10 protein-coding genes and 1 other RNA gene are annotated in these 15356 nt (G+C 52.4%); 9 read left to right on the plus strand and 2 right to left on the minus strand.

The window, feature by feature from the left end; genetic code table 11:
* Positions 1–222: 222 nt before the first annotated feature.
* From dnaX to BUB73_RS03720, 8 genes are all read left to right on the plus strand, one after another.
* Positions 223–1995 carry a DNA polymerase III subunit gamma/tau gene (gene dnaX / locus BUB73_RS03685; RefSeq protein ID WP_073156849.1) on the plus strand — a complete coding sequence of 591 codons (1773 nt, stop codon included), beginning with the start codon at positions 223–225 and terminating at the stop codon, positions 1993–1995.
* 131 nt (positions 1996–2126) lie between these two features.
* Complete coding sequence (locus tag BUB73_RS03690) at positions 2127–2435, plus strand: YbaB/EbfC family nucleoid-associated protein (protein WP_073156852.1); 309 nt, start codon at positions 2127–2129, stop codon at positions 2433–2435.
* 225 nt (positions 2436–2660) lie between these two features.
* Positions 2661–4079, plus strand: coding sequence for a TolC family protein (locus tag BUB73_RS03695; protein WP_073156854.1), 1419 nt, complete (start codon positions 2661–2663; stop codon positions 4077–4079).
* A gap of 17 nt (positions 4080–4096) precedes the next feature.
* On the plus strand, positions 4097–5146 hold the full coding sequence (locus tag BUB73_RS03700; protein WP_073156857.1) for an efflux RND transporter periplasmic adaptor subunit: 1050 nt from the start codon (positions 4097–4099) through the stop codon (positions 5144–5146).
* An 18-nt stretch (positions 5147–5164) separates the two neighbouring features.
* Positions 5165–8326, plus strand: coding sequence for an efflux RND transporter permease subunit (locus BUB73_RS03705; RefSeq protein ID WP_073283705.1), 3162 nt, complete (start codon positions 5165–5167; stop codon positions 8324–8326).
* Between the two features lie 110 nt (positions 8327–8436).
* Entirely contained in the window at positions 8437–9690 is a 1254-nt protein-coding gene (locus BUB73_RS03710) for a GspE/PulE family protein (RefSeq protein ID WP_073283708.1), read from the plus strand.
* 2 nt (positions 9691–9692) lie between these two features.
* The gene (locus tag BUB73_RS03715) at positions 9693–10691 is read left to right on the plus strand and encodes an MlaD family protein (protein WP_073156866.1); all 999 of its coding nucleotides are present in this window, start codon (positions 9693–9695) and stop codon (positions 10689–10691) included.
* 9 nt (positions 10692–10700) lie between these two features.
* Positions 10701–12773: an ATP-dependent DNA helicase RecG gene (locus tag BUB73_RS03720; RefSeq protein WP_073283711.1), complete on the plus strand. Its 2073-nt coding sequence runs from the start codon at positions 10701–10703 to the stop codon at positions 12771–12773.
* Between the two features lie 39 nt (positions 12774–12812).
* Here BUB73_RS03720 and BUB73_RS03725 read toward each other — a convergent pair whose 3' ends face one another.
* On the minus strand, positions 12813–13118 hold the full coding sequence (locus tag BUB73_RS03725; RefSeq protein WP_101479569.1) for a hypothetical protein: 306 nt from the start codon (positions 13116–13118) through the stop codon (positions 12813–12815).
* Positions 13119–13284: 166 nt separating this feature from the next.
* Here BUB73_RS03725 and BUB73_RS03730 point away from each other — a divergent pair, with 166 nt between their 5' ends.
* Positions 13285–14751 carry an OmpP1/FadL family transporter gene (locus tag BUB73_RS03730; protein WP_073283714.1) on the plus strand — a complete coding sequence of 489 codons (1467 nt, stop codon included), beginning with the start codon at positions 13285–13287 and terminating at the stop codon, positions 14749–14751.
* A 189-nt stretch (positions 14752–14940) separates the two neighbouring features.
* Here the strand turns inward: BUB73_RS03730 and rnpB are convergent.
* Positions 14941–15321, minus strand: an RNA gene (gene rnpB / locus BUB73_RS03735) — RNase P RNA component class A.
* Between the last annotated feature and the right edge of the window lie 35 nt (positions 15322–15356).

A 15356-nucleotide genomic window follows, 5' to 3' on the forward strand; every position in this document is an offset into this window, starting at 1 on the left:
CCGGCGCGATTATAATACCTCATAACTCGTATCTGATAACTCATATCTCACCCCTCACTTCTAGCACCTCATACCAGTTGTCTGAAACCTGGAGTCTGAAACCTAAAAAGCGAGCCCCGCGAGCGACCTAACAACCTCAAAGGAGCCGCAGGCTCCACCCTCCCCCCTTAATCTGTCCCCTTTAAACTTTACCCTTTAAACTATTTTACTATATTCCAGCCCATGGCATACGTAGCAATGGCCCGTAAGTGGCGTCCGCAATCTTTCTCCGACATGGTCGGTCAGGAACACATCGCAAAAACCCTTCAGAATGCAATTGAAGGGGGCCGTCTTCACCACGCTTTCCTGTTTACCGGAACCCGCGGCGTCGGTAAGACCACCAGTGCCCGTATCCTCGCCCGTACTCTGAACTGCACCGGCGGCGACCCGCTCCACCCCTGTGGCGAATGCCCCAGCTGTAAGGACTTTGCCGGCGGCAATCCCATGGATATTTTCGAAATCGACGCCGCATCCAATACCGGTGTGGACAATATCCGCGACGTGATCGAACGTGTGCAGTACCCGCCTGTTATCGGCAAGTACAAGATTTTTATCATCGACGAAGTCCACATGCTTTCTACCGGTGCCTTCAACGCCTTGCTGAAGACTCTTGAAGAACCGCCTGAACATGTAATCTTTATCTTCGCCACCACCGAAGTCAACAAGGTGCCCCAGACTATTCTTAGCCGCGTGCAGCGTTTTGACTTCAAGCGCCTTTCTGTAGAACAGGTCCGCAGCCGTCTGCGCTACATTTGCGAACAGGAAAACATCAACGCCTCCGACGAAACTCTTGACGTGTTCGCCGAAAAGGCAGACGGTTCCATGCGTGACGGCCTCACCTATTTCGATCAGGCCTACGCCTTTACCGGCAGCGAAATGACCGCCGAAGCCGTACGCAGCGTTCTGGGCATTCCCCCTGTAGAACTGTTCTTCACGCTGATTAATGCCATCGAAAGCCACGACCTCAAGGCCTGCTTCCATATGGTCGATGACGCCTGCAAGCGCGGTATCGAATTTACTCCCCTGCTGGATGGTTTCGGCAAGTTCCTCCGTAACCTGCTGTACTCCCGTCTGGACGCCTTTACCGCCGACGCCCTGAACGTCTCCGACGAAATGTACTCCAAGTACAAGAGCGCCGTTCCCGGCCTTGGCAACGTAGACATCCTCCGCATTTCCAAGATGCTGATCGACCTCCAGGGTACACTGCGTTACAGCACCAACCCCCGCCTTCTGGTAGAAACAACATTCGCCCGAATGGCATGGCTCGACAGAATCGTCGACTTGAGGCGAGCTCTTGCCGCCATCAACGATCCCGCAAACGCCTCGGCCAGTGCTGACCAAGAGGCGCTAAAAAAAAAAGTAACTGATGTCCAGAATATGCTGGACGCCCAGGAAGAAGCCAAGGCACTCCAGCAAGCCGCAGAAAATCCCTTTGCCGCCATGGAAAGGGGCATCTCTGGAGGTTACTACGGCGACGTCTACAGCCGCTACGAAGTGGCTGCCGCCTGGGGTTCCATCAGAAACCGCATCAACGATGACGGAGACTTCGCCTTTTCTGTGGCCCTCAACGATTCCGTGCTTGAAACGGGCAACATCCAGGAAACCCCCTTCCCCATCGCCCTGACTTATGTAGGCGACGCCGGTAAAGACGCCTGGGGCCCCAAGCAGATGGAAGAACACCCGGAATACCTGGAACGTCTAAAGCAGATTCTGGAAAATTGCCTACAGACCCCGGTTGCACTCTCCGTGAAGACCCGTGCCCTCAACGCCCAGGAACTTCACCAACGAATGCAGGCCCAGATGTCCCCCTATGAACTGGATATCCAGAAGGAGCCGGGCCTCCAACGCCTCAAGGAACTTTTCAATGCGGAACTAATCTATTCCCGCAAGAGCAAGCGCCAGGTTACCGTGCAACAGACCGAAGAAGACCTCGAAATGGCGGAGCAGGACAACTAAAAAAAACTATGTTTGCCCAAATTTTTCGTCTTTTTGTATAAAATCAGCATATTTTAACTGCGAACATTTATAAAAAAAAGAAAAAAGTCAATTTAGACACGCATTTTTGAACATAAGAAAGGAATAATACTATGGACATGAGCAAAATGTTGAGAGACCTTCAGAAGATGCAGAGCAAGATGATGAAGGCCCAGAGCGATCTTAAAGCCCAGAGTTTCGAAGCAGAAGCCGGTGGTGGTATGGTCAAGATCGCCATGAACGGTAAGGGCGTGGTCACCATGATCAAGATCAACCCGGATGCCGTAGACAAGGACGACGTGGAAGCCCTGGAAGACCTGCTCATGGCTGCCATCAACTCCGCTGTCAAGAAAAAAGATGAAGCCACCCAGTCCAGCATTTCCGACATTACAGGCGGCATGAAAATCCCCGGTTTGATGTAATTTTTCCATCTTTTTTACCTCATTTACAACCATTTTTGAGGAAAAAAGAGCCAAAAATATTTTACATTTTATGTAAAAGAACCCCCTAAAAAAGGGGGTTCTTTCATTTTTTTCTTCATTCATACGCCAAAATGGCCCGTTCATACAGACCCTAGGGAAAAAAGCCCTTGAATCACCCCCTCATTTTCCTAAATTTGGCACGTAAAAAAATTAAACAGGAGAATTATGTCTAAGCAACTTGCTATTTCGGCCACAATGGCTGTGACAATTGCCCTAAGCATGGCCGCTCAGACGTTCGCAGGACAGGTATATACCCGCGAAGAAGCTATCAAGGTGGCCCTTGAAAACTCATCCGATGTAAAATCTGCAGAAGAAAGCCTGAAAAAGACTCAGTCCGCAGTTAGCGAAGGCTACGGCAATGCATACCCCAGCATCGATCTCTCTGCCAAAGTGACCCGAATTTTCGGCCTGGATGACGTCAAGGCAAGTTCAGATATGTCCGATGCCATGAAGGGAATGGCACAAAACCCCGATTACGGTGCCCCCTCTGCCTATGATATGGCTGCCGCAGGCGGCATTGACGGACTTGTTTCCGCCATGAAAGCTCAAGGATACCGTTGGCAGTCCAGTTTGGGCATCACCGCCACCCAGATTCTTTACGCCGGCGGCAAGGTGGGTACCGGTATTGAAATTGCCAAGACAGCAAAGCTCGCCAGCGAAATCACCCTCGAAAAGACCAAGAATGACGTCCGCGCCCAGGTTGATGAAGCCTTCAACACCGTCATTTTCCTGGATAGTTCCGTTGCCGTCACCGAAGAGACCATGGAACTCCTCCAGAACGCCGTGGATTTGGCCACTCAGGCATACCAGAGCGGCCTCGGTACAGAACTGGACGTTGTCCGCGCCCAGCTGGAACTGGATGGCCTCAAGTCGGGTATCGAGGGCCTCAAGAAGACTCAGATCGTGGCACGCAACGGCATTCTCAACATCATGGGCCTCCCCTATGATCCCGAAGTAAAGTTCACTGGTGAATTCCGCGACCCCGAAAAGACCCCTATGCCGGACCTTTCCATGGAAGGTGTCAAGAAGCGCCGCAAGGAACTGGCTCAGCTTGCCGCCAAGGAAGAAATCGACACCAAGTTGGTTGACATCGAAGAAGGCAGTTTCAAGCCTACCGTTGTACTTGTGGGCGGTGTAGAATATTCAAACAAGCAGAATGAATTCTACAAGTGGGATGCACCTAACTGGGACAAGAACATCAACAAGTATATCGCTCTTGCCGTCACCATGAACCTCTTCAATGGTAAGCAGACCACCGAAAAGGTTGCCCAGGCAAAATCCGACTTGCGATCCACCCAGATTCTCAAGGACCAGGCAGAACGCGGATTCCGCCTGCAGATTGAATCCTGCCTCAGCACCCTCGGAAACGCACGTCAGCAAATCGACATGAAGAAACGTTCCGTAGAGCTGGCACAAAAAAATTACGATCTAACCGACGCAGCTTTTAAAGTTGGCCGAGAAACCCAGATAAACCTGCTTACCGCATTGGTAAGCCTGCGTAAGGCAAAGCTGGAATACTTCGAAGCCCTCAAGAACTGGAACTCCGCATACGAAGCTCTGCTCCAGGCAACCGGTGAATATTAAGAGAAAAGAGGAAGAAAATGAACAAGACCGTTAAGACAATCGTAACTCTCATGGCAGCCTCCCTGCTTTTCGCCGGCTGCGACCTCAAAAAGGATGAAAAGGAAAACAAGCCCAAGGTTGCAACCATCGAAGAAATCCAGAAGCAGAATGGCAAGCCCGCTCGCGTCGTAAAGGCAACCAAGGCCAAGCTTACCGACGTGCGCAAGTTCAGCGGCACCATCGAAGGCATGCAGCAGACTTACGCCATTTCCAAGATGAACGATCCTCTCGCCGCAATCAACGTAAAGGTCGGCAGCAACGTCACGAAGGATCAGGTTCTCGCAGAATACGTACGTTCCGCAGACAACACCCAGTTGGAACAGACCAAGGAACAGATTGCCCTCCTGGAAAAGGCAACCGAACGTATGCGCGATCTCCACGCCAAGGGCGGCATCACTCAGCAGGATATGGATTCCCAGGAACTGCAGCTGAAGATCGCCAAGATGAACTTGGAAACTTTGGAACGTGCAAACAAGATTTTGGCACCTTCTTCCGGTGTCGTTACAGAAATGAAGTTCCAGGTGGGACAGGTTCCGGGACAGGGTACATTCTGCACCATCGCAAAGCTGGACCAGGTCATCCTGAAGCTGAACATTACCAGCCAGGACATCGGTCTTTTCAAGAAGGGCGCTGCAGCAACTGTTACCCTCGCCGACGGCAAGAAGGTGAAGGGTAAGGTGACCACTATTCCTCTGGCTGCCAATCCCCAGACCCGCTTCTTCCCTGTTGAAGTTACCTTCGATAACAAGAACAAGAAGCTCCTCCCCGGCATGTACATTACAGCGGACATGGACATGCAGCAGGTTAGCGGCGTAGTCGTTCCTGCCGAAGCAATCGTTTACCGCAACGGTCTTAACACAGTATGGACTGTTGATGGCGAAGGTAACGCCAAGCGCAAGATTGTGCAGGTTGGCGTTCAGGCAAACGGAGATGTCCAAATTGTAGATGGACTTAGCGATGGCGACGTCGTGATGGTCGAAGGTCAGTCCAAGATGAACGACGGCGACAAGGTTCTCATCGTAGAATAATCCCGGGAGACTTTTTGAATGATTAAGGCAAGTATTTACAAACCAATCACCATGCTCATGGTCATCTTGACCGTGGTGGTGTTCGGTATCTACACCTACCGTATGATGGTGGTGGACTTGATGCCGAAATTCGATATTCCCGTTGTAACCGCAGTGGTTGTCTACCCTGGTGCAAACCCGGAAGAAATCGAATCTACAATTATTAAGCCCGCCGAAGAACAGGTGGAACTGGTGGACGGTATCGACTACGTGCAGTCCATCTGTATGGAAAACTACGGCATTATCGTTGCCATGTTTAACATGGGCATCAACGTTGACGTGGCCGCAAACGACGTCCGCGCCAAGGTGGAACAGGCTGCAGCCGACTTCCCCGATGCAGCCGAAGCTCCCATCATTTCCAAGGTGGACATTAACGCTTCTGCAATTATGTCCATTTCCTTCACCGGTCCCGCAAACTCTACCGAACTCCGCCAGAAGGTGGAAGACGACATTCAGCCGCTCTTCACTTCCGTTCCCGGCGTTGCTAGCGTCGATATCTTCGGTGGTACCACCCGTCAGATTTCTGTGGAATTGGACAAGGACATGCTCAAGAACCGTGGCGTAGATATCGCTACCATGATGGGTATGTACGGAGCCTCTAACATCAACAACCCTGTGGGTGAAGTCATCGGTAAGCGCAAGAATACTTCTGTGCGTACTGCCGGTAAGTTCCGCAGCCTCGATGAAATCCGCAACCTGGACCTCCCCACCGCTTCTGGCGTTATCAAGCTGGGCGAAGTCGCAAAGGTGAAGGACACCGTCAAGACCATTACTTCTGCATCTCGTTTCAACGGCATCAACTCTGTTTCTCTGGATATCAAAAAGCGCTCTGACGCAAACGTGGTGGAAGTCGCCCAGGGTGTGATCAAGCGTCTGAATGAAGTCAACAAGACTCTGCCTCCTGGTTTCGAACTCCATCTGGTTTACGACAAGTCTGAAGCAGTGAGCGAATCTATCGACAACGTGATTCAGAACATTATCGTCGCAATTCTCTTGACCTCCGTCTTGTTGCTCCTGTTCCTGGGTAAGCTTTCAACCATGCTTATCGCAGCACTGACCATGCCGATTTCCGTGGTGGGTTCCTTTACCCTCATGTACTTCGCCGGTTTCGGTATCAACATGATGAGTTTGATGGCTCTTTCTTCTGCAGTGGGTCTGTTGGTGACCAACTCCATCGTGGTGCTTGAAAATATTAACGCCAAGTTGCAAGAAGGCCTTGATCCCAAGGAAGCTGCCTATAAGGGTACTTCTGAAATCATGGTGGCCATTATGGCTTCTACCCTCACCAACGTTTGCGTGTTCGTGCCTATTGCATTCATGAAGTCCATCGTGGGTATCTTCTTCAAGACCTACGGTATGACCATGGTGTTCGCAACGGTTGTGTCCCTCCTCATCACCTTCACTCTTACCCCGCTGATGGCAGCCTACCTGTTCAAGGGCAAGAAGCGTGACGAGAATGGCAACATCATCGAAGAAAAGCCTGGCATTATCGGTCGAATCTTTGGTGCCATCATGGGCATCTTCCCCGCCATCATGAACGGTGTTCGCTTTGTCTACCTCAAGACCCTTAGCTTTGCACTCTCCATTTTCGGTGTGATTTTCCAGGTTGGCGCCCTTGTCGCCATGGTGATGTTCGTGGGCTACATGGTAAAGAACCACATGACTGTGGAACTTTCTCCCCGTCAGGACCAGGGTATGATGGCCGTGACTTTGGAAATGCCTGTGGGTACCAATATCGAAACAACGGATAGCGTTACCAAGATCATTGAATCCCGCCTGAAGGGCATTCCCGAAATCAGCCAGTACAGTGTGACGGTGGGTGGCGAAAGCGGCTTTACCTCCGTAAATCAGGCCAAGATGCGTTACAAGATGATCAAGCGCTGGGAAGGCCGTACCCGCAGTACCGACGAAATCGTGGACTCCATCCGTCCTTACCTGGCTGATATTCCTGATGCCTACATTTCCGTCAAGAGTACCTCCGCTTCCGAAATGAGCAACAACTCCGCCGGTGACGTGGTGCTTGAAGTTAGCGGTCTCTACGCCGACTCCGTCATCAAGGCTGCCGACATTCTCAAGGCAGCCGTTGCAGAAAAGATTGAAGGTGTTGTGGAAATCAAGTCCAGCTACGAAGCCGGTAAACCTGAAATTCGTATGATTCCGAACCGTCAGGCCATGGCCGACTACGGAACTACCGTCCAGCAGATGGCAACCTACAACTATATTGCTGTTAGCGGTTATGAAGCAGGTACCTATTCTGAAAACGGCGAAGAATACGACGTCTACTTCCGTATGCAGGAAAAAGACCGCGCCACTCACGCCGACATCGAAGACCTCCCCATGCTGACCCCCAAGGGTTACGTTTCTGCAAAGGAACTCTTCTTCATCGAAGATGGAGCAGGCCCCACCAAGATTGAACGTAAGCGTAAGCGCACTCGAATCGACGTTTCTATGAACTTGCTCCCGGGTCACACCACTGGTGAAATCATGGGTAAGGTTGGCGCTCTCGCTGCCGAAATGAAGGACCAGCTTCCTGAAGGTGTTACCACGGGCTTCGGCGGTAACGCAGACATGCAGAACGACATGGTGGAAGAATTTATCGCAGCAATCATCATGGCTATCCTCATGACCTACATCTTGCTGGTTGCCTTGCTCGAAAGCTTCGCACAGCCCTTCATCATCATGACTACCATTCCTATGGGTGCAATCGGTGTGTTCCTGGGCCTCATCTTTACAGGCAAGGCTCTGTCCATGATTGCATTGATGGCTATCGTGATGCTTATCGGTGTGGTGGTGAACAACGCTATTCTATTGCTTGACGAAGCAAACCGACTGCTACGAAGCGGTGCCATGGGACGACGTTCCGCTGTGATGACCGCAGCAAAGTCCAAGTTCCAGGCCATCGTGCTTGCAACACTTGCTTCCGTTGTGGCTCAGCTTCCGCTGGCATTTGCAATGGGTGGTGATGTGGCAGCAATGACCCAGCCTATGGGTATCGCTTCTGTGGGTGGTTTGATTGTGTCTGCAATCCTTACCATGTACCTGATTCCTACCTTCTTCTGGTTGCCCAACGCCATCTTCGGCAAGGTCAAGAAGGGCGCCAAGGCTGTGGCAAACAAGGTAAAGCGCAACAAGAACGACTAACATTTTAGTACATTAGAGAGAGAAGGTCCCGCGAACTCGTTCGCGGGGCTTTTTATTTTGCAAACAATATGCGACACAAAACGTTATACTTTATTTGTATAATTCAGTAGATGAATAAGATAAGTGTCCAATGGTTAAGACGTATCGGAGTCTGCCCCATAGAAGGGGCGGTTGCCGTCCCCAACAAATACGATGAGTTCCTGCTAGAGAAACTCCGAAAGGAACTGAGTGTAAGCCACATAACGCCGCAGGAATTTTCGCCGGCTCAAATCCGCAGGATGATCAGCCAAAGTCCATACGCCAACCGCAACACCAGCCAGGAACTTACCGAAGATATTCTAAAGCAGTCCACCAACTCCTGGGAAGCGGAACCTATTATCAATCTCGTAGACAACTTGCTGGAGCAAGCCGTCGATTCAGGCGCCACAGACATCCACCTGGAACCATTAAAAGATGAACTGCGGATCCGTTTTCGCAGGGACGGACTTCTTGAAGATTTCAAGAGGTTGCCCCTCTGGACCGCCGACCCGATTCTTGTACGCCTGAAAATTCTTGCAGAAATCGACATTACCGACAGGCGGATTCCCCACGACGGGAGCTTTACCTACTGCGGGCTCCAGGGGACCGCAAATGTCCGAGTCAACACGCTCCCCGTTCAAGGTGGCGAAAAATGCGTTCTTCGCCTGCTGCCACAAAGGCAGGACCTAGGCGAGGCACCTCGGGGACTCGCCGCCCTTCATTTCTCTTTAAAAATTGAACGAACCCTCCAGCGGATATTCCAATCCCCTCAGGGGCTGTTCTTGGTTACGGGCCCAACGGGCAGCGGCAAGACCACAACGCTTCACGGAGGACTTCAGGAAATCATCCAAAGAAAAATCAACGTAGTCACTATCGAAGATCCGGTAGAATACACTCTGAACGGGGCCAATCAGGTTCAAGTCAACGAAAAATGCGGGCTTACCTTCGCCTCGGCACTACGGTCTATTTTACGTCAGGATCCCGACGTTATCCTTGTGGGAGAAATCCGCGATTCGGAAACAGCCAAGATTGCAATTCGCGCCGCCCAGACCGGGCACCTGGTCCTTTCTACCCTGCACACCAATAGCGCAAAGGCCGCTTTCACCCGATTGCAGGATTTGGGCATTCAGCGTAACCTCCTGGAAGAATCGCTTCTGGGCATTATGGCCCAGCGTCTTGTCAGATTGAAAAACGGAGGGCGACAGGCCATTGTAGAATTGCTCCTGCCCAACGGATCATTTGCCGACGGGGACCTGCAGGATTCAGCTCGCAGACTTGTGCAACAAGGGGCCGTAGACCAGGCCGAAGTCCATCGAGTCTTGGGAAAATCTTTTCTATATTGGTAGCCATGAAGATTTCTGACCGCACATTGGGATACCTCAGCATAGTCGCACTGCTGTTGATATTCGTAGTTGTGGCCTACAGCATGTACAACGCCCACCACGAAGAAACCAAGACCGCCTTGGTGGACTTTCCTGAGTTGGGAACCCTGCAGCCCGAAGACCAGGTGGTTGTTCGTGGCTATACTGTCGGAACCATTGGCTCCGTCACCTGGCTTGGCGACCGCGCCCGCGTGCAAATCAAGTTTAACGAACCCATCATCCTCCGAGAAGGCTCCCAGTTCAACAACGTGAACTACGCCATCATGGGTCAGCGCCGTCTAGAAATTATTCCCTCCAAGACCGGAAATGTTCTTCCCGAAGATTATGTTCATACGGGAACATTCCAGCCGGGCATCGCCGAAGTCCTCCGTTACATTGAAAATGTGAACGAGCAGATGGATGTCATCCGCCACATGGTCCTTATGATTGTCGAAGGGGATTCCACCCACAAGTCCGCCATCCAGATGGTCGAAAACGCCATGACAACCATCGAGGGAATCGCCAAGAATGTGGAACGGCAGCTTTCAATCCTTCAGCCTGCACTCAAGGACGTATTCGCACAGATCGACAACGCCAGCGAAACTCTCATCGACGTAACCTTGCAGGCTGACACCGCCATTAAGGTAGCTGAGCAGACTGTCAACGAAAAAGTCCAGATGGCAGACAGCGCTATCAAGGTCATTTCTGAAGGGGTCGCCCACACCAACGAAATCATCCTCAGCATAGAACAGAACTCCCTGGCCAACCAGCTTATTACCTCCACCGAAACCGTGGATATGCTGAACGACTTGCTAGACAAGCTCAGCAGCCTGATCAAGGCTGTGGACACCAAGGGCATCAAGGTTCTTGACGATGACGGCAACCCGGTCAAGCTGTTTACCTGGAAGAATACCAACCTGATTGGAAAGACCGCCCGCGAAAAGGCTCGCGAACGCGCAGAAGAAGCCAAGAAGTCCAGCAAGTAAGGTGAGCCGATGGATTTGTCGCACCTTCCCAAGATGGGGCCTAAAAGTCTTGACGCGCTAAAGTCCGCAGGCATCAGCTCCCTTTCTGAATTTCTTTACAACATTCCCCGGACTTATCTGGACCAGACCAAGGTTTCTAAAATTGGCGACCTTCATGTAGGGGACCGAGTCGTGTTGATTGGAACCGTCACCAGGGCTGGTCTAATCCGCGGAAGGACTAGCCGCTTTGTGGCCACCCTTACCGACGGCACCGGCGAAATTTCGCTGACTTTTTTTCAAGGGGCTAGTTATCAGAGCAGGCGCGTACAGCCCGGCAGCCACTGGCTGGTAACAGGTGTTGTTGGCGAATACCGTGGGTTCCAGATGACCCACCCCGACATGCAGCCCTTCGATGCCGACGAGCAATTCAACGGCCAGATTTTACCAGTTTACCCCATGACCGAAGTCATGACCAAGAGTCGTATTACCCAGAAGGCCATGCGAAACTGGTACAGGTTTGTATTCAATTTTCCAAATCTAACCTTACCTAATGTCTGCCCCAAGGCGCTGACGGATTACCTCCATTACCGAACCGTGGTAGACAACCTGAAGGCACTGCACCTGCCCACAGATTTTAACGCCATTCGTCAGGCAAAGTTCCAGCTGAAAATTTTGGAACTGTTGCCTTTCTGCCTCCGTATGATCCGCCGTCGCGAAAATCAGAAATTGCGCGGGCACGAACGCCAGGTGGATTTGGGGCAGGTCATGAATGCGAAAACCAGGCTGCCCTTTAGCCTAACCGCCGGGCAGGACGCCGCCCTGAATACGATTATCTCGGGGCTGAACGGCAAGAAGCAGTTCCATGCTTTGCTGCAAGGTGACGTGGGCTGCGGAAAGACTGTTGTGGCCATGTTGGCCATGCTGGCCGTATGCGGCGCTGGCGAACAGAGCGCCCTGATGGTCCCCACTGATATTCTGGCAAGACAGCACTACAAGCAGATGAAGCCTTTCTTTGAAGCCGCCGGCATGCGAGTGGAACTTCTGGTAGGCGCCACTCCTGCGGCAGAACGTAGGCAGATTCTGGGTGAACTGCGGATGGGACTTTGCCAGGCCGTCATCGGCACTCATGCGCTGTTTTCGAAGGACGTTGAATTTTCGAAGTTAGGTTTCGTCATCATCGACGAACAGCACCGCTTTGGCGTGGGGCAGCGCGAAGCGCTTCTCGCCAAGGGCGAGTATCCTGACCTGTTGGTCATGAGTGCCACGCCTATCCCCCGCAGTCTCGCCATGACTTTATACGGCGACCTGCAGGTCATCTCCATCAAGGAAAAGCCTGCAGGACGTAAGCCCATCAAGACCCGCCTGGTCCCCCCCGACAAGCGCAACGACATGAAGAAGTTCATCGTGAACGAAGCCAAGGGAGGCAATCTCTGCTACTGGATCGTCAGCCGCGTCAACGCCGACGACAACGGCAGTTCCGCCGGCGATAACGCAGCACCCGCCCGCAGCGTCGAGGATGTAGTCAACGAACTGCGCGCCTTCGACAAGACCGTCGTGATAGAGGGCATCCACGGCCAGATGGACGAATCCCAGCGGGATGAAATTCTCAAACGTTTCGCCGCAGGCGAAGTCCATGTGCTAGTTGCCACTACTGTCATCGAAGTGGGCGTCAACGTCCCTCAGGCAAACGTCATGGCCATCGATTCCCCCGAGCGTTTCGGACTGGCCCAGCTCCACCAGTTGCGAGGCCGCGTCGGTCGCGGAGACGTGCAAGCCTGGTGCTTCTTGATGATGCCCGAAGGTGCCGCCGCCGAAAACTCCGTCGAACGCCTCACCCAGTTCAGCCACACCGAAGACGGTTTCGAAATTGCGGAACTGGACCTGAATACCCGCGGTGCAGGTAACCTAGAAGGCAACGAACAGAGCGGCAGCTGGGTATTCCGCTGGTTCGACTGGATCCACGACCAGGAACTGATCAGTCAGACGTTACAGATGGCCGAAAACATATTGAAGGATGCCGCCGTCTTCGACGAGGAAGCCCGTGAAAAAATCCAGATCTGGTACAGCGAGAAAAAGTCCGCCAACGAAGACGGAATCCATTAACAGTTCTCTTTATAGTTAGCGGAACCCTTTCTGCGGTCCCTATAATAAATTGGTCACCGTACCCACCACTAGGGCACACAGTACCACATTCAAGAAAAAGAACGTCCGGCGCACCACGATATAAAAAAGCGGGAGCCACTGGAGCATATTGTCCACAGGCGCCACCAGTTCCTTGATTCCAAGAAAAACGCTGATCAGGCCAGTAATCACCATCATGAGGGCCCCAACAAAATAGCCTTCGCCCAAAAACAGGATGGTAAGCACCGCACCGAGAATCATGGCGATGACGCCGATAATGACCTCCACGCGTAAAACGATATTTTTCAGCTGTTTTCTATCAATCACACCCTAAATTTAGAAACCCAACCCAAATCGGACGTCCTCCGCATACAAAATTCAGCAGACGGAAATCACACTCTTTTCATTTTGTAATAAAAAAGTAATCTCTTCAGCACAATTTTTGATAATTAATGGTATATTTTGATAACAAAAGATTACCAAAGGACTTTTTATGGGAAAAACATGGGTTAAAACTGCAGCCGTTATTGGTCTGGCCACCTCTAGCCTGTTCGCAGGCGGCGCCACCACCAACAACAACCATTCCGCCGCCTTCCTCCGTAGCGTTGCCCGCAATGCCACTATCGAAAACGACGCTCCCTACTACAACCCGGCCGGAACCGCCTTCATGAAGGACGGCTTCCACCTGTCACTTTCCAACCAGACTTTCTGGCAGGGCCGTACCATTACCACCGAATCTCCCCTGTTCGAGGGTGGTAAAAAGGAATACGAAGGCAACACCTTTGCCCCCTCCATGCCCGGCTTCCACGCCACATGGCATCACGGCAACCTGGCCATTTCCTCTACTGTCGGCGTTATCGGTGGTGGTGGATCCCTGAACTTCAAGCACGGCATCCCCTCTTTCGACTCCCAGCTAGCCTCTCTCCCCATGGCACTCTCTATGGGTGGACTCTCAACTACCAAGTATGACGCCGACATCAAGCTGGAAGCATCGTCTTACCAGATCGGTATCGCCCTGGGTGCCGCCTACCAGTTCGCCAACATGTTCAGCATTTACGCCGGTGGCCGAGCAACCTACTCCTACAACAAGTACGAAGCGACCCTCTCCAACGTAAGAATCAATCCGGAAAACGAACAGTTGGGACTTGACGGCGAAATGGTCAACGCAGCCGCCACCTTCAGCCAGCTTTCCGAAACGTTTGACGAATACGCCACCGCCGCCAAGGAAGCAGCATCCCTCTTCGAAAAAATGGGCGACAAGGCCTCCGCAGCCGAATACGAGGCAACCGCCCAGCAGATGGCCGCACAGTCTGAAGCCATGGCCGGTTACGCACAGGAAGTCAGCGACAAGGGACTTGACGTAGAACAGGAAGGCTGGGGATTCGCCCCCATCTTCGGTGCCTCCTTCCAGTACAAGGGCCTTACCGTAGGCGTGAAGTACGAAATGAAGACCGACCTGGAAATGAAGAACAGCACCAAGAAGAACGAAGTGGGCATGTCCGACTTTGACGACGGCAAGACCGATCACGCCGACGTTCCCGCAGTTCTCGCCCTAGGCCTGTCTTACGCCATCCTCCCCAACACCCGAATTTCCTTCGGCTATAACCTGTGGTTCGATAGCGATGTCGACCTGACCGGAGACACCGAAAACTATCTGGAAAACAGCCAGGAATTCATGTACGGCGTAGAAATCGACCTGTCCAAGAGCTGGACGATCAGCGGCGGACTCACCGTATTCCGCTGCGACCGCACCGACAACTACGTCAGCGACCTGAGCCAGCTGCTGAACACCTCTACCATCGGTCTTGGTTTCGCCTACCGTGTTACCGACTACCTCCGATTCGATGTGGGTTACTACCACACCATCTACAACAAGGATACGGATCAGGAAAAGTACGGTCTCAACACCTACGAACGCACCAGCCGCGGATTCGGTATCGGCATTGACCTGGATATTTAGTCGCATAAAAACAAAGCAGACTTAAAAAGAAGAAGGAGAAGCCCTCGACGCACCGTCGTGGGCTTTTTCCGTCTCCGCAACCGCCAGAGATTGCCAGCCTCCCGCCCTTGCAAGGCAAGGGCCTGGGGGTCCAGGGGGCAAAGCCCCCTGCATCTAATAAGACCCCCGCCTTTAGGGCAGGGGTCTTCAAAATAAGGGGCAGTTATAAGCCGGGTTCTGTACCCCTTGCGGGGCGATGACCATCTCTCTGGACGAACTGTTACCAGCCGCCTCAAGCGACCTACCCGGATATCCAACAGGCACGAGCCGCACCTGGCCGGAGTTGCCTCCAGCGGATTCCTGCTTGGTCTTGCACCGGATGAGGTTTACATTGCCACCCCTGTCACCAGGAATGCGGTGAGCTCTTACCTCGCCATTTCACCCTTACCTACATTGCTGCAGGCGGTATAATTTCTGTTGCACTTTCTATCGCGTTTCCGCGCCTGGACGTTATCCAGCATCCTGCTCTGTGGTGCCCGGACTTTCCTCCAGTCTGAATTTCTTCTCGCCGGCGGCCATCCGCTGCCCCGCGCTTAATATAGAAAAACCTAGCATTTGTGGCGAGG

Source organism: Fibrobacter sp. UWH6 (assembly GCF_900142465.1).
In the GTDB taxonomy this organism is placed as follows: Bacteria; Fibrobacterota; Fibrobacteria; order Fibrobacterales; family Fibrobacteraceae; genus Fibrobacter.

What these genes read in the sequence shown, in the direction of transcription:
- dnaX (WP_073156849.1), top strand. Translation starts at nt 223, where the DNA reads ATGGCATACGTAGCAATGGCCCGTAAGTGGCGTCCGCAATCTTTCTCC.
- BUB73_RS03690 (WP_073156852.1), top strand. Translation starts at nt 2,127, where the DNA reads ATGGACATGAGCAAAATGTTGAGAGACCTTCAGAAGATGCAGAGCAAG.
- BUB73_RS03695 (WP_073156854.1), top strand. Translation starts at nt 2,661, where the DNA reads ATGTCTAAGCAACTTGCTATTTCGGCCACAATGGCTGTGACAATTGCC.
- BUB73_RS03700 (WP_073156857.1), top strand. Translation starts at nt 4,097, where the DNA reads ATGAACAAGACCGTTAAGACAATCGTAACTCTCATGGCAGCCTCCCTG.
- BUB73_RS03705 (WP_073283705.1), top strand. Translation starts at nt 5,165, where the DNA reads ATGATTAAGGCAAGTATTTACAAACCAATCACCATGCTCATGGTCATC.
- BUB73_RS03710 (WP_073283708.1), top strand. Translation starts at nt 8,437, where the DNA reads ATGAATAAGATAAGTGTCCAATGGTTAAGACGTATCGGAGTCTGCCCC.
- BUB73_RS03715 (WP_073156866.1), top strand. Translation starts at nt 9,693, where the DNA reads ATGAAGATTTCTGACCGCACATTGGGATACCTCAGCATAGTCGCACTG.
- BUB73_RS03720 (WP_073283711.1), top strand. Translation starts at nt 10,701, where the DNA reads ATGGATTTGTCGCACCTTCCCAAGATGGGGCCTAAAAGTCTTGACGCG.
- BUB73_RS03730 (WP_073283714.1), top strand. Translation starts at nt 13,285, where the DNA reads ATGGGAAAAACATGGGTTAAAACTGCAGCCGTTATTGGTCTGGCCACC.